Raw genomic sequence first — 19959 nt, 5'->3', positions numbered from 1 at the left:
AGGTCCACACGGAGCGAGAACACGCCGATCCGGTGGCGTGAGCCGGCGGTATTGTAACCGTAACCTAGGGGGGACGGTTCAAGGATTTGTGGTGCCGGGGAGCAGCAGCGCGACGCGCTCGCCGTCGCGGCGCACCACCATCGGCAACGACCGCTCGGGGGTCCAGCCGAGCAGGGCGCTCCGGAGCGCCTCGTAGGTGAGGATCACCTTGCCGTCCACTTCGAGGAGCACGTCCCCCACCCGCATGCCCGCGCCCGCGGCGCGGCTGCCGGGGAGGACACCGGTGACCGTGGGCAAGGTCGGCGGCCGCGCGCCCCCGAGCTCAGGCTGGCCCTCGGGCTCACGGACGAAGAATCCGAGATCGCCCGCGATGCGGTCGGCGGCGACCGCGTCCGGCATGGCGGCGAGGCGTACGCGAAGCTGCCGCCGGCCCTCGTCGCGGCGGAGCACGGTGAGCGGCACCGTCTCGCCCACCGCCGAGCCGCCGATCAACCGCACGAGCGCGCGCGTGTCGACCACCGGCCGGTCGCGGAAGGCCACCACCAGATCACCCGCTCGGAGACCGGAGCGCTCCGCGGGCGTCTCCTTCAGGACCTCCACGATCATGGCGCCGAAGCCCTCCCGGATGCCGTGACGGCTCGAGATCTCGTCCATCTCCTGCTCCGAGAGATCGCGGATGCGGACCCCGAGCCAGCCCGACCGCTCCGCCGCGCTGGCCGGGAGCACGCCGACGAGGAGCGCCAGGACGAGGGCGCCGAGGAGCAGCCCTCGCGCGCGCGTCCGGCGCCGCTCACCCATCCTTGAGCTGCTTGAGGAGGGTGGACAGCTCGGTGAGGAGGCGCCGCAGCCGACGCTCCACGTCCGCCTCCTCGAGAAGGGCCTGCCGCGCCTCGGGCACTGGGACGAGGGCGGAGGCGATCTGATCGCACAGCACGGCGGGCGCCACCTGCTCCCCGAGGGCGGCCTCCATCTCGGGCGTGGCGCGCTTGACCGCGTGGAGAATGTGACGGCACGTCTTCCGCGCCAGCTCGACCATCGGAGGCACCGTCTCGCGCTCCGCCCCCACCTCGGGCATCTCCTCCGCCTCGACGATCCGGTAGAGGGTGTCGGTCGGGAGCTCGCGCGCGATCCGCACGCGGCCTTCGCCACGGAGCACCATGTTGAAGCGCCCGGACGCCAGCCGCTCGCACTGCACGATGCGACCCACTCCCGCCACCGGGTAGACGGCGGGTCGCCCGTGGTAGTCGGGCTCGTAGCCCGGCTTGAGGCCCACGATGGCGAGCCGGCGATCCCGCCCGAGACAGTCCGCGGTCATCGCGCGATAGCGCGGCTCGAAGATGTGCAGCGGCAGGAGCGTGTGCGGAAACAGGACGAGGTCGGGAAGCGGGAAGATCGGCAGGTGTTGCCGGGAGGCCACGACCCGCGTCAGCCGAGGCGCGGCAGCTCGAGCCCCGCCAGCGCCTCGACGCGGGCGGTCACCGCGGCCGCGATCGCGCGGAACGCCTCGGCCTGCGCGGACTTCGGCTGGCCCACCACCACCGGCACCCCGGTGTCGCCGCCGCGCCGCGTCTCCATCTCCAGCGGTATCTGGCCGAGCAGCGGCACGCCGAACTCGTCTGCGATCTTGGCGCCGCCGCCCTCCCCGAAGATGGGGTAGCGCGTACCGGTATCAGGCGCCACGAAGTAGCTCATGTTCTCCACGATGCCGAGGATCGGCACGTTGAGCTTCCGGAACATCGCGAGCCCCTTGCGCACGTCGAGCAGCGCCACGTCCTGCGGCGTCGTGACCATGACCACGCCGCCGAGCGGAATCACTTGCGAGAGCGAGAGCTGCGCGTCGCCGGTCCCCGGCGGCATGTCGAACACGAGGTAGTCGAGCGCGCCCCAGGCCACGTCGCGGAGGAACTGCTGGACTGCGGAGTGGATCATCGGCCCGCGCCAGACGAGCGCCTCCCGCTCGTCCACGAGAAGGCCGATGGACATGATCTTCACGCCGTGCGCCTCGACCGGGATGATCTTGTTGTCGAACATGCCCGGTCGCCCGCGCGTGCCCATCATGAGCGGCACGTCCGGCCCGTAGACGTCGACGTCGACCAGTCCGGTCACCGCGCCGCCCTGGCGCAGCGCGAGAGCCAGGTTCACCGCCACCGTGGACTTCCCCACCCCGCCCTTGCCCGACGAGACCGCGATCGTGTGCTTGACCTCTGGAATGAACTCGGCGGACCGCTGAGGAGCGGGTGCGCCCCCCTGGGCCTGGCCGTGAGCGTGCCCGGGCTGCGCGGGGCGGGCCCCCGCCGCGGTGCCCATCTTCACGTTCACCTTCCCCGCTCCGGGCAGCGCGCTCACCGCACGGGTGGCCCCACTGTGGAGCGCCACCTTGGCCTGCGGGGACTGCCCGGCGAACGCCAGGGTGAAGGTGACTTCTCCCGGACCGATGCGGAGGTCCTGGACGAGACCGAGGGCCACGACGTCCTTACCCCCGTCGGGATCTTTCACTCCCCGGAGTGCCTCGAGGACCGCGGCCTCAGTGACCGACGGGCTTCCCTGCGCGCTCATGGTCTCACCATCCCTCGCTCATCATAGGGGCGAACGTCGGGGACCGTCAAGGAGGACGCCGGTCCGACTGTCGTCCAAGCCCTTGCGCAAGTTGAAAAAATCGCCGGGACCTGCTAGAAAAGCATGGTGCTAGGCGCAGACGACTTCCGGCGTGTGCTCGGTCATTTCGCGAGCGGAGTGACCATCGTGACGACCCGGGATACCGCGGGCCGTCCGGCCGGGCTCACCGCCAGCGCCTTCACCTCGGTGTCTCTCAACCCACCCCTGGTGCTGGTCTGCGTGGCGCACAACGCCCAGAGCTACGAGACCCTACGAGACGCCGACCGGTTCGCCATCAACATTCTCGAGGTGGGCCAGGAAGCCCTCTCCAACCGGTTCGCGACCAAGTCCTCCACGGCGGCGGAAAAATTCCAGGGCGTGGCGCACAAGGACGGCGCGCTGGGTCTGCCCCTGCTCTCGGATGCCCTCGCCCACCTCGAGTGCTCCACGGCCCACGCCTACCCGGGGGGCGATCACACCATCTTCGTCGGCCAGGTGGAGGCGGCGTCATCCCGCGCCGATGAGGGTCCCGAGCCCCTGCTCTATTACCGGGGCCGCTACAATCGGTTGAGGACTCCAGGAGGCTCGCGCTGATGTCCATCCCGCTCTCCCGCCCCCCCATCGACGACGAGATCAAGGGGGCCGTGCTCAAGGCCATCGACTCCCGCCAGTACATCCTGGGTCCCGAGTGCCGCGCGTTCGAGGATGAGTTCGCCGCGTACAACAGCTCCAAGCACGCGATCCTGACCTCGAGCGCGACGGCGGCGATCTGGATGCTGACGAAGGCCTTCGGCGCGGGAGCGGGCGACGAGGTCCTGGTGCCCGCGCACACCGCGTTTCCCACCGTGGAGGCGATCTGCTTCGCCGGCGCCACGCCGGTGTTCGTGGACGTGGACGACACCTATACCGTGGACGTGCGTGATGCCGCCGCCAAGGTGACCCCTAGGACCGTGGGCTTTGTTCCCGTGCACCTCTACGGGCAGGCCGCGGATCTGGCCGGCATCCAGGCGCTGTGCGAGAAGCACGGGCTCTGGCTGCTGGAGGATTGCGCGCAGGCTCACGGCGCCGAGTGGCAGGGCCAGAAGGTCGGGGGGTTCGGCCGCGCCGGCGTGTTCTCCTTCTACCCGTCGAAGAATCTCAACGTGATGGGCGACGGTGGCCTCATCGTGACCAACGACGACGCGGTGGCGGCGCGGTGCCGCCAGATCCGCGACCACGGCCGGCTGAACAAGGACGTGCACGCCGAGGTCGGCTTCAACCTGCGCTTCAACGACATCCAGGCCGCGGTGGGCCGCGTGCTCCTGCGTCGGCTGGACGCCATGAACGACCAGCGCCGCCGCCTCGCCGCGCGCTACGTGGCCGGCCTCACCGGGCTGGATCTTCGCCTGCCGACCGAGCGGCCCGGCGCGCGGCACGTGTACCACCTCTACGTGGTGGGCACGCCGCGCCGCGACGAGCTCGCGAAGTACCTGAAGGAGCGTGGCATCGCCACCGGCATCCACTACCCTGTGGCATGCCACCGCCAGCCCGCGGTCGCTCACCTCAAGGCGCCCGATCTTCCCGTCACGGACCGGATAGTCCGGCACATCCTGACGCTCCCGATCTCGGCGGGCCACACCGAGGACGAGGCGGACGAGGTCGTCGCGGCCGTCCGCGAGTTCTTCCGAGGGTAGGGCCACGCCGCTCCGGATCCTCCAGCTCTACCCCAAGCCGGACTACTTCACCGGAGCGGCCATCCAGCTGCGCGAGCTGGCGTGGGGGCTCCACGCGCGCGGCCATCACGTGGTGGTGGCCACGCGCCCGAGCGAGATCTGGACGGAGAAGTGCCACGCCGCGGGGGTTCCCTACGCCGCCCTGTCCATGCGGCACGCCCTGGATCTTCGCGGCGTCCTCGCACTCGCCCAGCTGCTCCGGGAGCACCGCATCCAGGTCGTCCACTGCCACAAGGGCAAGGCGCGGACCCTCGCGCTCCTCGCCGGACTGCTCGCGCGGATTCCCGTCCTGATCCTGAACCGCGGCGTGAGCTTTCCCCTCGACCGCTGGAACCGGCTCGGCTACACCACGCCGCGAGTCACCGCGGTGGTGGCGGTGTGCGAGTCGATCAAGCGACGGCTGGTGGCGACGGGCGTCCCCGCGGAGAAGATCGAGGTGATCCACTCCGGCACCGACATCACGCGCTTCCATCCCGGTGTGGACGGCGCCCCGGTGCGGCGGGAGCTGGGCCTCGCCGCCGGTGAGGTCCTCGTCACCCAGATCGGCATCCGCTCGTGGCGCGGGAACGACGACGTGCTCGACGCCATGGTGCGGGTGCACCGCGAGGCGCCGCACGCACGGCTGCTCTTCGTGGGGGCGCCGCGCGCCCGCATCGTGAGCCTCGGCGACAAGGCGCGGGCGCGCGGCCTCGCCGGAGTCACCATGCTCGGTCACCGTGAGGACGTGCCGGAAATCCTCGCCGCGAGCGACCTCGTGGTCGACGCCTCCTACGCGGGGCTGGGGCTCACCGGCTCGATCCGCGAGGCGCTCGCGGTGGAGACACCGGTGGTAGCCACCGACCTCGAGGGCATGCCCGAGCTGATCGTCGACGGCGAGACGGGGGTCCTGGTGCCCCCGCGGAACCCGGAGGCCCTCGGCCAGGCCATCCTGCGCATGCTGGAGAACCCGGCGCGGGCCAAGGCCATGGCGCGGGCCGGGCGCAAGCGCGTGGAGGCGCAGTTCTCGCTCACCGCCAAGCTGGACCGCACGGAGGCCCTCTACGCGCGTCTGGTGGCGCAGGCCGAAGGCGACGCGCCATGACCGGCCACGCGCGCCTGCTCCGCCGCCTCGTGCCCTATCTTCGGGAGCACTGGCGCATCCTCGCCGTGGGAACGGTGCTCGCGCTGGTGGTGTCCGCCGCGGAGGGCATGATCGCCTGGCTGGTGAAGCCCGCCATGGACGGGATCTTCGGCCGCCGCGATCTCCTCATGCTGAGGCTGATCCCCCTCGCCCTCCTCGCCGTGTACCTCGTCAAGGGAGCCGCGCGCTTCGGCCAGTCCTATCTGATGGCCTCGGTGGGCGAGCGGGTGATCGCGCGCATCCGTCGCGAAGTCTACGCGCACATCCAGGGCATGCCGCTGGCATTCTTCACGTCGCTCCATTCGGCCGAGCTGATGGCGCGCGTCATCACCGACGTCAACCGGCTCGCCCGCCTCTCCTCCACCGTGCTCGTGATGGCGGTGCGGCAACTCGGCACCATCGTCGCGCTGCTCGCCGTCATGTTCGCGCGGGAGTGGGTGCTCGCCCTCATCGCGGTGGCGGTGTTCCCCGCAGTGGCGGTGACGGTCCGGGCCCTGGGCCGCAAGCTCTACAAGATCAACAAGCGCTCCCAGGAGAAAGTGGCCGAGCTCAACGTCGTGCTTCAGGAGTCCTTCACCGGCACCAAGATCGTGAAGGCCTTCGGCCGCGAGCGCCTCGAGCAGCAGCGGTTCGACGGCGTCAACGACCAGCTCCTCCGCCTGACCCTCAAGGACCATCGCACCGACCAGCTCGCCGAGCCCCTCATGGAGGTGCTGGGGGCGCTCAGCATCATGGGCGCGCTCTGGTACGGCGGCTACCGGGTGTTCGCGGGCGCCATCACCACGGGCGAGTTCTTCTCGTTCATTACCGCGGTGGTCCTGCTCTACGGGCCGGTGCGCCAGCTCTCCCGCATGGCCAACACCGTCCAGCAGTCCATGGGCTCGGTCGAGCGCGTGTTCGAGATCCTCGACACCGAGCCCGCCATCGCCGACGCGCCGGGCGCGCGCGTGGTCGACGGCTTCCACGACGCCATCGCGCTCGAGGACGTGAGCTTCCGCTACCACGGCGCGGAGTCCGACGCCCTGTCCGACATCTCGCTGCGTGTGCGCAAAGGCGAGCTCGTGGCGTTCGTGGGCATGTCGGGGGCGGGCAAGACCACCCTGCTGGACCTCCTGCCCCGCTTCCACGACGCCTCCCGCGGACGGGTGACGGTGGACGGACGGGACATCCGCGAGATCACGGTGGGCTCGCTGCGCGCCCTCATGGGCATCGTGACCCAGGAGACCTTCCTCTTCCACGACTCGCTCGCCTACAACATCGGCTACGGCAAGCCTGACGCCACTCGCGAGGAGATCGAACGGGCGGCGCGCCTCGCCCAGGCCCACGACTTCATCGCCGGACTTCCAAGCGGTTATGCAACGCAGGTCGGGGAGCGCGGGGTCAAGCTCTCCGGCGGGCAGCGCCAGCGCATCGCCATCGCCCGCGCCTTCCTCAAGGACCCGCCCATCCTGCTCCTCGACGAGGCCACCTCGGACCTCGATGCCGAGAGCGAGTTCCTCGTCCAGCAGGCCCTGTCGGAGCTGACGAAGGGGCGCACGGTGCTCGTTATCGCGCATCGCCTCGCTACCGTCCGCAACGCGGATCGCGTGGTGGTGGTGCACGGGGGTCGGATCGCCGAGGTGGGGCGCCACGAGGAGCTCATGGCGCGGGAGGACGGAATCTACCGCCGACTGGCGGCCCTGCAGATGCTCGACGCCGCGCCCTCGCGATAGCCATCCGGCCCGAGCGGGGGAACCCGGCCCGGACGGCCTCGGAGGGCGCGCGGCATCGCGTCGCCCGCGCTACGGCCGGTGGGAGATGGAGCCTTCCCGCTCGAACGGGCTCTTGGTGCGCTGCGAGGGGGTCCGAAACTTCTGCGCCACCTCGTTCACGAGCTGGAGCATCTCGTTCATGAACTTGTTGAGGGCGTCGGCCACGTCCTCGCGCTCGTTGCGGTACTGCTCGCTCTCGCCGCGGAGGCTGGCGACTTCCTGACGGAGCCGCTCGAACTCCTTCTCGCTCGAGTCCAGCGACGCGCGGAGGCGCTCATTCTCCTCGACGAGGGCCGGGATGAGACCCACGAGGTACTGGCCGTCCTCGATCCACTTCTGAACCTTGGCGCGCGTCTCCGGCCACGCGGCCCCTTCCATGTTCGCCATCGCGACATCTCCTTGGGGTTGAGCTGCGTTCCCTGCACTCGAGCTGGGCGAATCAGGCGTTCGCCACCGCCTTGACCTGCTTCACGTCGGTGACGCCGGCGAGGGCCTTGCTGATGCCGTCCTGGAGCAGGGTGGTCATGCCCCCCTCCCGGGCGACGGTCAGGATCTCGGTGGCGCGCGCCCGCGTCTGGATGAGGCGCTTGATCTCCGCGGAGGTCACGAGTAGCTCGTGGATGGCGGCGCGGCCCGTATAGCCCGTCTTGGCGCACTTGTCGCAGCCGCGGCCGCGGTAGAGCTTGAAGCCTCCGTCGTGCTTGATGCCGAGCGTCTCCCACTCTTCCCGGCCGTAGGCCAGGACGACCTCCTCGAACTGCTCGGGCGTCGGCTGATAGGGCTCCTTGCATCCGTCGCAGATGCGCTTGACCAGCCGCTGGGCGAGGATCCCGAGCATCGCGTCGGAAAAGTTGAAGGGGTCGCAGCCCATGTCCACCAGGCGCACCACCGTCTCGGGGGCGCTGTTCGTGTGCAGGGTGCTGAGCACGAGGTGGCCGGTCAGCGAGGCCTCGATGCCCACCGACGCCGTCTCCTCGTCGCGCATCTCTCCGACCATGATCACGTCGGGATCGGCGCGGAGGAAGGCGCGCATGGCGGCGGCGAAGTTGAACCCGATCTTGGGGTTCACCTGGACCTGGCGGAGGCCGTACTGGGTGATCTCGACGGGGTCCTCCGCGGTCCAGATCTTCCGGTCCGGCTTGTTGATGAAGCCGAGCACGGAGTGGAGCGTGGTCGTCTTGCCGGAGCCGGTGGGGCCCACGCAGAGGATGAGCCCGTAGGGACGCTGCGAGATCCGCTTCATCTCGCCCAGGTTCCGCTCGTTCATCCCGAGCTTGTCGATGGGGATCGGCTCGTTGGAGGCGAGGATGCGCATCACCACGTCCTCGTCCCCCAGCGCGGTGGGGATGGTGGCGACACGCAGCTCGATTTCCCGCTCGGGGAGCGCGATCTTGATCTTGCCGTCCTGTGGCTTGCGCCGCTCCGCGATGTCGAGCCGCGACATGATCTTGATCCGGGCGACGAGGGGCCGCCGGAACGCCCCGGGCAGCTTCATGTACTCCTGGCAGCTCCCGTCGACGCGGAACCGGATGATGGTGTCCTTCTGCGGCCCGTACGGCTCGATGTGGATGTCGGAGGCGCGCGCCTGATAGGCGGCGAGGATCACCTGGCCGGACAGCCGCACGATCGCGCTGTCGTTCTCGTCCACCTCCGCGACGTCGTGGCCGTCGGCGGCGGCGCTCGAACCGTCGTCCTCGGCCTTGAGCGTCCCGATGATGTCCTGGATGGACTCGGCGGTGGCGCTGGGGTTCCGCGGGGCCTGCTCGCCGCTCGCGATCGCGATGAAGCGGAGGATGTCGCTGCGGAAGCCGACGGCGAGCTTGACCTTCTGGTTCTTGAGCGCCCGCTCGACACTGTCGACCTTGGCGAGGTCGTGGGGGTCGTCCACCAGCACGACCACCGCGCCCCCCTCGCGCCTGAGCGGGATCCAGTAGTTCTTCTTGAGGTACTCGACCTTGATCTCGCGCACGAGGTCGGGCGAGATGACGAGGCGCTCGTCGAACTCGATGAACGGCACCCGGTAGAACACCGAGGAAGACTGGCCGATCTGCGCCTTGCTGATGTTGTACTGCTGCATCAGGATCAGGTCGACGTGCGTCGCGGCGCGCTTGGCCTCGGCGATGGCCGCGTCGAGATCCTGCTGGCTGATCAGCTGCTGCTCGACGAGGTACTCGAACTTCGAAGTGTAGCGCTTGGGAGGATGGTCGGTGGCTCGGCGGCGAGGCGCGTTCTCGAACTGCTTGGCGAGCCGCGCGATGGTGTCCTGGAGGCTGTCGAGACCGACCGTGATCCGCTCCGGCGCCGCGGCGGCGGGCTCTTGCTCCGGCGCGACTTCGGGGATCTGCTGGTCTGTGCTCACGGACCCGCCTTTTCTCTAGGGAGTTTGCCGCAACGCCACGAGGTGGGTAGCAAGGCGTGTACCATGCCACGCAGTCTCTGCAAGGTCGGTCAACTGGCTGGAAATGCTATGGATTGACTGGACTGGGCGGCCTCACTTCGGCCGGATCTACAGGAATTGTTGCGACCAGTTTTGTTGCAGGCTGACACTTTTCGGGGACACTGTCAATGCGCGCGGACACGACACGTCGCCGACGGCTACTCCTTGAACTGATTCACGATCGGCAGTCGCCAGTCGCGTCCGAACGCGCGCGGCGTGATCTTGATGCCGATGGGACCCTGCCGGCGCTTGTATTCGTTCCGGTCGACCAGCGCGATGACTCGTCGCACGGTGCTTTCGTCGAAGCCCTGGGCGACGATCTCGGGCAGGCTCTGGTCGCCCTCCACGTAGGCCTCGAGGATGGCGTCGAGCACGGGATATGGGGGCAGCGAGTCCTGGTCCGTCTGGCCGTGACGCAGCTCGGCGGAGGGCGCCCGCTCGAAGATGCTGCGCGGGATGAGCTCCCGGCCGGCCCGCGCGTTGACGTGCTCCGAGACCTCGTAGACCAGCGTCTTCGGCACGTCCTTGATGACGGCGAAGCCGCCCGCCATGTCGCCGTAGAGTGTGGAGTAGCCGACCCCGATCTCGCTCTTGTTGCCGGTGGTGAGGATGAGCCAGCCGAACTTGTTCGAGAGCGCCATGAGGTAGTTGCCGCGGATGCGGGCCTGAAGATTCTCCTCGGCCACGTCTTCCCTGAGGCCCTTGAACGGCTTGGCGAGCGCGCGGCGATACGCGGCGAACACGCCGGTGATGGGAAGGCGCAGGAACTCGATGCCGAGATGCTTCGCCACCCGCGCCGCGTCGCGGCGGGTGCCCGCGGAGGAATACGGCGAGGGCATGGTCACCCCGGTCACGTTGGCGGCGCCCAGGGCCTCGACCGCGATGCAGGCGACCAGCGCCGAGTCGATACCGCCGGAGAGCCCCACCGCCACGTGGCGGAAGCCGTTCTTCCGCACGTAGTCGCGCAACCCCACCACCAGGGCCTGGTAGGTCTCCTCGAGCCGCCCGATCTCGGGAGTCTCACGCGGCGGGAGCGGGGGTTGCGGGCGCGGGGCCAAGGGCGGCAGCGCGATGCGCCGCGCCGATCCCTCACTCCGCAGCTTCTCCTTGCGGCGGCGGGAATCGTGCAGCCGAGCGCGGAACACATTGTCGAGCTCGAGGTCCGCGACGACCAGGTCCTCCTCGAAGGCGCGGCCGCGCGCCACCCGCTCGCCCTTCTCGTCGAAGATGAACGACTGGCCGTCGAAGACGAGCTCGTCCTGCCCGCCCACCGTGTTCACGAAGGCGAGGCACACGAGGTCGTCGGCGGCCCGCGTCGCCAGCATCTTCTCGCGGAACTTCGCCTTCCCCGCGTGGAACGGCGAGGCGTTGATGCTGATGACGAGATCCGCGCCGGCGAGCGCCTGCACGGTGGTCGGGCCGGTGGGATACCAGATGTCCTCGCAGATGTTGGCCGCGAGCACGCGGTCGCCGAGCGCGAACACCGGGCTCTCGGTGCCGGCCTGGAAGTACCGGTTCTCGTCGAACACGCCGTAGTTCGGCAGGTACTGCTTGTGGTAGGTCCCCACGTGCGCGCCGTCGTGGAGCATGGCGGCGGCGTTGAAGATGTCGTCGCGCTTGTCCACGAAGCCCACCACCGCGGTAAGGCCTTTGCTGTGGGAGGCGACGTCGGCGAGCGCCCGCAGATTTGCCTCGATGAAGGCGGGCTTGAAGACCAGATCCTCGGGAGGATAGCCGGTGAGCACCAGCTCCGGGAATGCCATCACGTCCGCCCCAAGAGCCCGTGCGCGGTCCATCCACGCGATCACCATGCGCGCGTTCGACTCGACCGCCCCCACCGTGGGGTTGACCTGGGCAAGGGCGACCCGGACCCGTCTCATGCCGCTATTCTAGCCTCTCCCCGGCGTTTTGACGGTGAGAGTCAGACCGATCAGGATCAGCACGCCGCCGGCCACCGTGAACGCGGTCAGGGGCTCGCCCAGATAGTAGACACCCAGGAGCGCGCCCACCAGCGGCTGGATGTTGAGGAAGATAGCGGCGCGGGGCGCGGGCACCCGCTCGAGCGCCCAGTTCCACGCGAGGTAGCCCAGCGCCGTGATGAGGACGGCCAGGTAGAGCACCCCCAGTATCGCCGGCCCGTTGAGCCGGAGCTCGGCGCCCGCCGACCACTCGAGCGCGGCCAGCGGAAGCATGGCCGCCACGCCCCACGCGATGGACCACGCGGTGACCGCGATGGCGGGATGCCGGGCGAGCACGCCCCGCCCGAATAGCGAGTACGCGGCGTAGGCGAGGCCGGCGAGGATGAGCAACAGGTCCCCGCGCCAGTGGGGCACGAGCGCCGCGGTGAGGCCGGGAATGCCGTTGACCACCACCACCGCCGCGCCGGCCAGGGCCAGCGCCGCCCCCAGTCCTTCCCGCCGCGTGAGCCGCTCGCCCAGCGCCCACGGCGAGAGGAGGATCAGCGAGATCGGCTCCACTGTGATGAGCAGCGCCGCGTTCGTGGCGGTGGAGCGGGCGATGCCCCAGTGCGAGAACGCGAAGGCCCCCGCGAAGCCGAGCACACCCATCCACAGGATGCTCCAGCGGTCCGCGCGCCTGATCGGCGCCGCCGCGGCGGGCCGGAGCGCCACCGCCAGCGGGATCAGCACGAGGGCCCCGATCACCAGTCGGATCAGGGCGAGGGTGGCGGGTGGGACATGGTCCAGGGTGAGGCGCGTGGCGGCGTACGACGTGGCGTAGACCACGTTGGCGACGACGAGGACCAGGTCCGCAGACATGGCGTGCGATGATAGCCCGCGGCGCCGCCGCTACGGTATACTCGCGCGCATGACGCCACCCGCGAAGCCCTCACCGCTGCCCCGGAAAGTCGCGTGGCTCCCGTTCGAGGTGCAGCCGGGCCAGAAGACCGAAGCATGCCCGCGCTGCGGGGCGCGCAAGCTCATCCCCTGGACGCTGCGGCGCGACTCCCAGCGCGTGACCCTGCTGCGCACGTGGGCGTGCGCGGCCTGCCAGTACACCGAGGAGCGGCCGGAGGAGGAGTAGCCGGGCGGGACGGGGCGGCCGATCCCTAGCCCTGGTTCACCGCGTCGATCAGGAGGCGCAGACGCCCGAAGCTGCGCCGGTTGAACGGCAGCCGGAGGCGCGGCAGCCCCGGTAGCTCGCCCCCTTCGCCATCCAGCGGTCCCTCCGTCTGCTCGATGGGACCGCTCAGGATGTCGGAAAAATCCCCGGAGAGCTTCGTCACCGTGGACGCCTCCAGGGGCCGGCGCAGCCGGAACACGAGCCGCTCGCCCACGTAGCGCTGCGAGTGAAACACGCGGTAGAAGCGCTCGCACTCGGCCACCGCGGCCTCGACGTCGTCGGTGCGCCGGTAGAGGGCCAGGTCCTCGGGCGAGATCATGCCGTCGCGGGCCATGTACTCGCGCATGAAGTCCTCGAAGCCCTCCCAGAACTTGCCGCCCGGTGAGTCTACCAGCAGCACCGGCGCCAGCGCGGCCTTCCCCGTCTGGATGAGGGTGAGGGTCTCGAACACCTCGTCGGCGGTGCCGAAGCCCCCGGGGAAGTAGGCCATCGCGTGCGCCTCGCGCACGAGGAAGAGCTTGCGGGTGAAGAAGTACTTGAACGTGATGAGCTTGGGATCGTCGGCGATCCAGGGATTGGCTTCCTGCTCGAAGGGCAGACGGATGTTGAGCCCGAACGAACGCTCGCGCCCCGCCCCTTCCTGGGCCGCGCCCATCACGCCGCTCCCCGCCCCCGTCATCACCATCCAGCCCGCCTCCCGCATGCGGCGGCCGAACGCCGCGGCCTGGCGGGATACAGGGTGCTCCGGCAGCGTGCGGGCGGAGCCGAACACCGTCACCTTGGGCACGCTGCGCCACGGCGCGAACACCTTGACGCCGTAGCGCATCTCCTTGAGGGCGGCGCTGGTGATCTTGAGGTCCGCCACCCCCGCGCCGTCCTCGAACATCTTGAGGACGGTGATGAGCATCTCGGCGTAGAGGCGCCACGAGCTCTCGGGGACCCGGAGCTGCTCGAGGAGAGCGTCGACGGCACGATTCCCCTGCTCCGACTGGAGCTGATAGCGTCGATCCGCACTCACGGTCAGAGTATACATTCGGCGACTCGGAAGGCCGCTACGCCAGGGTGTGCCGCACCATCTTGCCCTCGACCATGTAGACCACCATCTCCGCGATGTTGGTGGCGTGGTCGGCCACGCGCTCCATGAAGCGCGAGATCAGGATGAGGCGCAGCGCCCGGGGAATGGTCCGCGGGTCGCCCATCATGAACGTGAGGAGCTCACGGAAGATCTGCTCCTTGAGGGCGTCCACCGCAGCGTCCTCGCCGCATATCCGTCGCGCCAGCTCGGTGTCCCGGGTCACGAAGGCGTCCAGGCTCTCCTTGACCATCCGCTGGGCCATCTCCGCCATCCGCGGCAGGTCCACGTAGGGCTTGAGCTGCGGCTCCTGGTGGAGCTCGAGCGCCCGCTGGGCGATGTTCACCGCCTGGTCCCCGATGCGCTCGAGATCGGTCACGATCTTCATGGCGGTGGTGATGAAGCGCAGATCGCTCGCCGCCGGCTGGTGCAGGGCGAGGAGCTCCACGCATTGCTCGTCCACTTCGACGTCATACGCGTTGACCTGCCGGTCGCGGTCGATGACCTCGCGAGCCAGCGCGTCGTCTCGCTCGAGGAGGGCCCGCATCACGCGGCGGATCTGGTCCTCGACTAAGCCCCCCATGGCAAGAAGGGTCTGCTTGAGCGCTTCCAGCTCCTCGTGGAAATGTCGGGTCATCGTCCGCGCCTCTATCCAAATCGCCCGGTGATGTAGTCTTCCGTGCGGCGGTCGTGGGGGGTGGTGAAGATCTCCTTCGTCACACCGAACTCGACGAGCTCGCCCAGGAGGAAGAAGCCGGTCCACTCCGAGACGCGGGCCGCCTGCTGCATGTTGTGGGTCACGATGGCAATGGTGAGATCTTTCTTGAGCTCGTGGATCAGCTCCTCGATCTTGGCGGTCGCGATGGGGTCGAGGGCGGAGCACGGCTCGTCCATGAGGAGAATCTGCGGGTCGACGGCGAGCGCGCGCGCGATGCAGAGCCGCTGCTGCTGGCCGCCGGAGAGGCTCACGCCGGACTTGTCGAGATCGTCCTTCACCTCGTCCCAGAGGGCCGCGTGCGTCAGCGCTCGCTCGACTTCCTCCTGGAGCGCGGCGCGCTGGCGCACACCGGCCAGTCGCAGGCCGGCGGCCACGTTGTCGAAGATCGACATGGTGGGGAACGGATTGGCCTTTTGGAACACCATGCCGATGCGTCGGCGCACGTCCACGGGATCCACGCCGGGTGCGTAGAGGTCCTCGTCATTCAGGTAGACCTCGCCCGCGACCCGGGCGCCTGGCACCGTCTCGTGCATCCGATTGAGGCAACGGATGAACGTGGACTTGCCGCAGCCGGATGGCCCGATGATGGCGGTCACCGCATTGGGCGCCACCGTGAGGTCCACGCCTTTGATGACCAGCGACGGCCCGAACCAGGCCTTCAGTCCCCTGACATAGATCCCGTCTCCCATGGTCCCCTCAGCGCGCAACGGTCCGGCCTCGCGTGGCCAGCCGAGCCGCCAGGCTGGTGAGAAACACCAGCGTGATGAGTACGAGCGCGCCGGCCCACGCCTGCCGGTGCCAGTCTTCGTAGGGCGCGATGGCGTACGCGTAGATCTGGAGCGGCAGCGCCGCGATGGGCTGATCCAACCCCTGGTGCCAGAACCGGTTGCCGAGCGCGGTGAAGAGGAGCGGCGCCGTCTCGCCCGCCACCCGGGCCACCGCCACGATGACGCCGGTGACGATGCCGGCCCGCGCCGCCGGCAAGACCACGTGGAGCGTCACTTTCCACTGCGGAAGACCGATGCCGAGCCCGGCTTCCCGGAGCGCGTTGGGCACCAGCCGCACCATCTCCTCCGCCGTACGCACGATGATGGGGATCATGATGAAGGCCAGGGCGAGCCCACCCGCGAGAGCCGAGAAGCGGCGCATCGGAATCACCACGATGGTGTAGGCGAAGATGCCGAAGACGATGGACGGGACACCGTTGAGCACGTCGGCGAGGAAGCGGACCCCCCCTGGCAGCCGGCGGTCGCGCGACTCGGCGAGGTACACGCCGCCGAGGACCCCGAGAGGGACCGCGAGGATTCCGGCGAGCCCGATCATGATCAGGCTGCCCACGATGGCGTTGGCGACTCCCCCACCGGGCTCGCCCACGGGCTTGGGGAGATGCGTGAAGAAGTCGACGTTCACCGCCGAGGCGCCCTGGTAGAGCAGGAAGCCGAAGATCATCAGCAGCGGGGCGATGACGGCCGCCGCACAGAGCGCGGCGAGCACGCTCACCGCGCGGTCGATCCGGCGCCGCGCGCGGGGCGTCACTCGCGTGCTCCCGCCGGCGCGCCGACGCTCCACACGAGGAGACGGGCGAGGGCGTTCACCACGATCGTGACCACGAGGAGGAGCAGGCCCACCCCCACCAGCGCCGAAACGTAGAGATCCGACGTGGCCTCGGTGAACTCGTTCGCGATGACACTCGCCATCGTGTATCCGGGCGCGAACAGCGACGCGGAGATCGCGGGGCGGTTTCCGATCACCATGGTCACGGCCATCGTCTCCCCGAGCGCCCGGCCCAGACCCAGGAGGATCGCCCCGATCAACCCGGTGCGACCGTAGGGCAGAACGGCCACCCGGATGGCCTCCCAGCCGGTGGCTCCGAGCCCGAGGGCGGCCTCCCGCTGGGCGTTCGGAACGGCGAGGAGCACCTCCCGCGCAACCGACGTGATGTACGGCAGGACCATGATCGACAGGATCAAGCCGGCGGCCAGCATGCCGACCCCGTAACCGGGTCCCGAGAAGAGCGGGAGAACGCCCAGCCAGCGGCCCAGCGGTGGCTGCACCCAATCGCGTAGCCAGGGCACCAGCACGAAGATTCCCCAGAGCCCATAGACGACGCTCGGCACTGCGGCCAGCATCTCGATGAGGAAGCTGACCGGCGGCCGCACCCAGGCCGGCGCGAGCTCGGAGAGATAGATGGCCGCGCCGAGCGAGAGGGGGACGGCGATGAGCAGCGCCAGGAGCGACGAGACGAGGGTGCCGTAGATGAACGGGAGTGCGCCGAACTCGCCGGCCACGGGGTCCCAGGTCGACGTCGTCACGAAGCGAAAGCCGAAGGCACGAATGGCGGCGCTGGACTCCCAGACCAGCGCCGCCATCAGGCCTCCGGCGAGCACGACCACCGCCCAGGCGGCCGCGCGGAGCAGGCCGCGGAAGAGCGGATCGCCCACGCGGCCGGCCCGCCGGCGCGTCGCCGGGCGGGGGGTCCAGGTGCGCCTGGCTTCCTGCGCGAGGCTCGCGCTATCTGCCATGCATCACCGCGCGGCGAGGATCGGCTTGCCGCCGAAGGTGATCTGCCCGATGCGCGCCTCGATCTGCTTCACCACTGCGGGGGGGATCGGGGCATAGAGAAGCGGCGAGGGATACTTCTGGCCATCATGAACCGCCCACCAGAGGAAGCGCACGAGCGCCTTCCCCTTGGCCTCGTCCCGCTGCTCCTTGTACACGAGCAGCCACGTGAAGCTCGCGATGGGATACGCTCCGTCCCCGGCGGGATTGGTCAGCGAGACGCGGAAGTCGGCCGGCATGGCGCTCGCCGCCCCCGCCGCCGCTGCGGTCGTGCTCTCGATGCTGGCCTCCACGAATTTCCCCGCCTGGTTACGCACCGCCCCCGCGGGCAGCTTGTTGGTGATGGCGTAGGCGAGCTCGACATAGCCGAGCGCGCCGGGCGCCGCCTTCACCTGCCCGGCCACCCCCTCGTTCCCCTTGCCGCCCAAGCCCACCGGCCAGTTCACCGAAGTGCCGCGACCGACTTTCTGCTCCCACTCCTTGCTGACCTTGCAGAGGTAGTCGACCCAGATGAAGGTGGTGCCGCTGCCGTCAGAGCGGTGCACCACCACGATGGGTCGGTCCGGGAGGGCCTCGGACGGGTTCAGCGCCTTGATTCGCTCATCGTTCCACTTGATGATCTTGCCCAGGAAGATGTCGGCGAGCACCTGGCCGGTGAAGCGAAGCTTGGGATTGCCGGGGAGGTTGTACGTCGGCACCACCGCACCCAGCACGGTGGGGAAGTGGAAGATCTCGCCGGGGGCCTTCTTCAGCTGGTCGTCCGTCATCGGCCCATCACTGGCGCCAAAATCGACCGTGCGCTCCGAGATCTGGCGGATCCCTCCGCCGCTGCCGATCGACTGGTAGTTGAATCGGACCGCGGGATCGACCTTGATGTATTCCTCGAACCACTTGGAGTAGATGGGATACGGAAATGTCGCTCCCGCGCCGTTGACCAGCATCTGCGCCCCGATCGGCCGGGGGTCGCCGAGCGTGAAGCATACTGCGACCGCCACGATCATCATGAGCATCCGCCGTCGCGTCATCATCGAAGCTCCTTGTCTACCTTCGAGTTCGGGGCGAGCGTACTTCGCCGACATTACGGTTGGGTTACGTTCGTGCTAACGCGGTGTAACATCGCGAAATCGGTACCCGACCCCCCGGACGGTCTCCACGCCGGGCTCCGGCACCTTGGCGGCGATGAACTTGCCGCGCAGCCGGGCCACGTGGACGTCTACGGTGCGTGGCTCGACGAATCCGTCCCGCCCCCAGACCAGGTCCAGCAGCTCTTCTCTGCCGAACACGCGCCCTGGAGCGCCCGCCAGGGTGGCGAGCAGCTCGAACTCCTTGGGGGTGAGCTCGACTGCGCGACCCTTCATCCGCACCTCGAAGCGATCGCGGTCGATTTCGAGGTCGCCGACCTTGAGCTGACGCTTCTTGTCCGCGCCGTCCCCCGGCCGGCCCCGGCGGGTGACCGCCCGGACGCGCGCCACGAGCTCGCGCGGTGAGAAGGGCTTGGTCACGTAGTCATCGGCGCCCAGCTCGAAACCCAGCACCTTGTCGCCCTCGTCGACGCGGCCCGTGACCATGATGATGGGAATCCGCCGTGTGTCTGCGTCTTGCTTGAGGCGGCGGCACACCTCCCACCCGTTGAGCTGGGGCACCATGATGTCGAGCAGGATGACGTCGGGCTTGCCCTCGCGGGCGTGGCGCACGCCGTCGGCGCCGCTGCCCACCACCGTGACCTCGTAGCCTTCCTTCCGGAGATTGAACCGGATGAGCTCGGCGACGTCCTGCTCGTCCTCGACGACGAGCACGCGACCGAGGCGCTCGCGGCCGGTCGGGCTCGCCGCGTCCCCGGGAAGGCGCCGCCGCTGCATGGGGGGTGTCATCTCACCTGTGGTTCGCACAGGCGGACTATCGCGGCGTGAGGTTACGCTGCGATGACGGTGGCGTAAATCCTGGGTGAAGACCCCAATGAGCCCCTACGACGCAGGCTTCCGCGCGCGGATGAACGCGCTCATGAACTTCCCTTCCACTTCCGCAGCGATGGCATCGGCGTCGATGCCCGCCTTCGCGAGGAACGCGCGCGCGTCCTCCACCTGGTAGATGCGGGTGGGCTCGACGTCGATGGCTTCGAACCCGGCCGCGGACAGCTTGTCCCGGTACTCCCGCTCCTCGAGGGCGCCCGCCACGCAGCCGATCCAGAGCTCGACGCTGCGCCGGATCGCCGCTGGCACGGAGCCCCGCACGACCACGTCCGACACCGCGAAGCGTCCGCCTGGCTTGAGGACACGGAACGCCTCCTTGAGGACGCGGTCCTTGTCACCGGAGAGATTGATCACGCAGTTGGAGATGATCACGTCCACGTGCGCGTCGGGCAGCGGGATGGCCTCGATCTCCCCCTTGAGGAACTCCACGTTGCCGAGCCCGGCCTTCTGCTGATTCTCGCGCGCCAGTGCAAGCATCTCGTCCGTCATGTCGAGGCCATAGGCCTTGCCCGTCGGCCCCACTCGCCTCGCCGACAGGAGCACGTCGATGCCGCCGCCCGAGCCGAGATCCAGGACCACGTCGCCGGGGACGAGCTGGGCGAGCGCGGTGGGATTGCCGCAGCCCAGGGACGCCGCCATTGCCTCCTGCGGCAGCCCGCAGGTCTGGGCGGCATCGTAGAGATCGGACGTTATCGGGTCCGCACAGCCCAGGGATGAGGCGGTACCGCAGCAACCGGCATCATCGGTCGCGATCACGCGCAGCGCCGCTTGGCCGTACTTCTCCTTGACCTTGTCGCGGATGGTGTCCCTGCTCTCGTCGCTCGCCATCTAATGCTCCTCCCGTGCGCTCGGCGCTTCACCGCGGCCCGTGGCCGGTGAATGCCACTATAGCCCGAAGACCGTCGGGGAACCACACCGCCCCCATTCATGCGGAGACACCCATC

20 protein-coding genes are annotated in these 19959 nt (G+C 69.2%); 5 read left to right on the top strand and 15 right to left on the bottom strand.

All coding sequences use genetic code 11. From position 1 onward, the window contains the following. Nucleotides 1-78: 78 nt before the first annotated feature. Genes VFX14_08600 through VFX14_08590 form a run of 3 tightly spaced genes read right to left on the bottom strand, consistent with a single transcriptional unit; the run spans nt 79 to nt 2556 of the window. Nucleotides 79-798 (bottom strand): PDZ domain-containing protein, encoded by a 720-nt coding sequence (locus VFX14_08600; protein ID HEU5189735.1) that lies wholly within the window; start codon nt 796-798, stop codon nt 79-81. Further along, the gene (locus VFX14_08595; GenBank protein HEU5189734.1) at nt 791-1417 is read right to left on the bottom strand and encodes an LON peptidase substrate-binding domain-containing protein; all 627 of its coding nucleotides are present in this window, start codon (nt 1415-1417) and stop codon (nt 791-793) included. The genes VFX14_08600 and VFX14_08595 overlap by 8 nt, the downstream gene beginning before the upstream one ends. A gap of 8 nt (nt 1418-1425) precedes the next feature. Then, nucleotides 1426-2556: an Mrp/NBP35 family ATP-binding protein gene (locus VFX14_08590; protein HEU5189733.1), complete on the bottom strand. Its 1131-nt coding sequence runs from the start codon at nt 2554-2556 to the stop codon at nt 1426-1428. 123 nt (nt 2557-2679) lie between these two features. Between VFX14_08590 and VFX14_08585 the strand changes: the two genes are divergently transcribed. Genes VFX14_08585 through VFX14_08570 form a run of 4 tightly spaced genes read left to right on the top strand, consistent with a single transcriptional unit; the run spans nt 2680 to nt 7139 of the window. After that, nucleotides 2680-3189, top strand: coding sequence for a flavin reductase family protein (locus VFX14_08585; protein HEU5189732.1), 510 nt, complete (start codon nt 2680-2682; stop codon nt 3187-3189). Continuing rightward, on the top strand, nt 3189-4268 hold the full coding sequence (locus VFX14_08580; protein HEU5189731.1) for a DegT/DnrJ/EryC1/StrS family aminotransferase: 1080 nt from the start codon (nt 3189-3191) through the stop codon (nt 4266-4268). The genes VFX14_08585 and VFX14_08580 overlap by 1 nt, the downstream gene beginning before the upstream one ends. Before the next feature lie 16 nt (nt 4269-4284). After that, the gene (locus VFX14_08575) at nt 4285-5388 is read left to right on the top strand and encodes a glycosyltransferase family 4 protein (protein HEU5189730.1); all 1104 of its coding nucleotides are present in this window, start codon (nt 4285-4287) and stop codon (nt 5386-5388) included. Further along, a complete protein-coding gene (locus VFX14_08570) occupies nt 5385-7139 on the top strand; it encodes an ABC transporter ATP-binding protein (protein HEU5189729.1) in 1755 nt (584 codons plus the stop codon). The genes VFX14_08575 and VFX14_08570 overlap by 4 nt, the downstream gene beginning before the upstream one ends. Nucleotides 7140-7208: 69 nt before the next feature. On the opposite strand, the gene VFX14_08565 is transcribed toward VFX14_08570, so the two are convergent. From VFX14_08565 to VFX14_08550, 4 genes are all read right to left on the bottom strand, one after another. Further along, nucleotides 7209-7565 (bottom strand): hypothetical protein, encoded by a 357-nt coding sequence (locus VFX14_08565; GenBank protein ID HEU5189728.1) that lies wholly within the window; start codon nt 7563-7565, stop codon nt 7209-7211. Nucleotides 7566-7617: 52 nt separating this feature from the next. Beyond that, nucleotides 7618-9537 (bottom strand): GspE/PulE family protein, encoded by a 1920-nt coding sequence (locus VFX14_08560; GenBank protein HEU5189727.1) that lies wholly within the window; start codon nt 9535-9537, stop codon nt 7618-7620. A gap of 236 nt (nt 9538-9773) precedes the next feature. Next, nucleotides 9774-11495 (bottom strand): NAD+ synthase, encoded by a 1722-nt coding sequence (locus tag VFX14_08555; GenBank protein HEU5189726.1) that lies wholly within the window; start codon nt 11493-11495, stop codon nt 9774-9776. A gap of 9 nt (nt 11496-11504) precedes the next feature. Continuing rightward, on the bottom strand, nt 11505-12392 hold the full coding sequence (locus tag VFX14_08550; protein HEU5189725.1) for a DMT family transporter: 888 nt from the start codon (nt 12390-12392) through the stop codon (nt 11505-11507). A 49-nt stretch (nt 12393-12441) separates the two neighbouring features. Between VFX14_08550 and VFX14_08545 the strand changes: the two genes are divergently transcribed. Next, nucleotides 12442-12657: a hypothetical protein gene (locus VFX14_08545; GenBank protein HEU5189724.1), complete on the top strand. Its 216-nt coding sequence runs from the start codon at nt 12442-12444 to the stop codon at nt 12655-12657. A gap of 25 nt (nt 12658-12682) precedes the next feature. Here the strand turns inward: VFX14_08545 and VFX14_08540 are convergent, their stop codons facing one another. The 8 genes from VFX14_08540 to VFX14_08505 all read right to left on the bottom strand — a co-directional run bounded on the left by VFX14_08540 (nt 12683) and on the right by VFX14_08505 (nt 19843). Continuing rightward, nucleotides 12683-13714, bottom strand: coding sequence for a TIGR00730 family Rossman fold protein (locus tag VFX14_08540; protein ID HEU5189723.1), 1032 nt, complete (start codon nt 13712-13714; stop codon nt 12683-12685). A gap of 34 nt (nt 13715-13748) precedes the next feature. Next, nucleotides 13749-14405 (bottom strand): phosphate signaling complex protein PhoU, encoded by a 657-nt coding sequence (gene phoU, locus VFX14_08535; GenBank protein ID HEU5189722.1) that lies wholly within the window; start codon nt 14403-14405, stop codon nt 13749-13751. A gap of 11 nt (nt 14406-14416) precedes the next feature. Beyond that, a complete protein-coding gene (pstB, locus tag VFX14_08530) occupies nt 14417-15175 on the bottom strand; it encodes a phosphate ABC transporter ATP-binding protein PstB (GenBank protein HEU5189721.1) in 759 nt (252 codons plus the stop codon). Between the two features lie 7 nt (nt 15176-15182). Beyond that, nucleotides 15183-16022, bottom strand: coding sequence for a phosphate ABC transporter permease PstA (gene pstA, locus VFX14_08525; protein HEU5189720.1), 840 nt, complete (start codon nt 16020-16022; stop codon nt 15183-15185). Then, entirely contained in the window at nt 16019-17008 is a 990-nt protein-coding gene (pstC, locus tag VFX14_08520; GenBank protein HEU5189719.1) for a phosphate ABC transporter permease subunit PstC, read from the bottom strand. The genes pstA and pstC overlap by 4 nt, the downstream gene beginning before the upstream one ends. Nucleotides 17009-17011: 3 nt before the next feature. Continuing rightward, nucleotides 17012-18049: a phosphate ABC transporter substrate-binding protein PstS gene (pstS, locus tag VFX14_08515; GenBank protein HEU5189718.1), complete on the bottom strand. Its 1038-nt coding sequence runs from the start codon at nt 18047-18049 to the stop codon at nt 17012-17014. A gap of 96 nt (nt 18050-18145) precedes the next feature. Beyond that, a complete protein-coding gene (locus VFX14_08510) occupies nt 18146-18904 on the bottom strand; it encodes a response regulator transcription factor (GenBank protein ID HEU5189717.1) in 759 nt (252 codons plus the stop codon). A gap of 105 nt (nt 18905-19009) precedes the next feature. Next, the gene (locus VFX14_08505; protein HEU5189716.1) at nt 19010-19843 is read right to left on the bottom strand and encodes an arsenite methyltransferase; all 834 of its coding nucleotides are present in this window, start codon (nt 19841-19843) and stop codon (nt 19010-19012) included. Nucleotides 19844-19959: the final 116 nt, after the last annotated feature.

Source organism: Candidatus Methylomirabilota bacterium, assembly GCA_035764725.1.
GTDB lineage: Bacteria > Methylomirabilota > Methylomirabilia > Rokubacteriales > CSP1-6 > DASRWT01.
The sequence above is the reverse complement of the archived record's forward strand: the minus strand, read 5'-3'. Positions and strand labels throughout refer to the sequence as shown.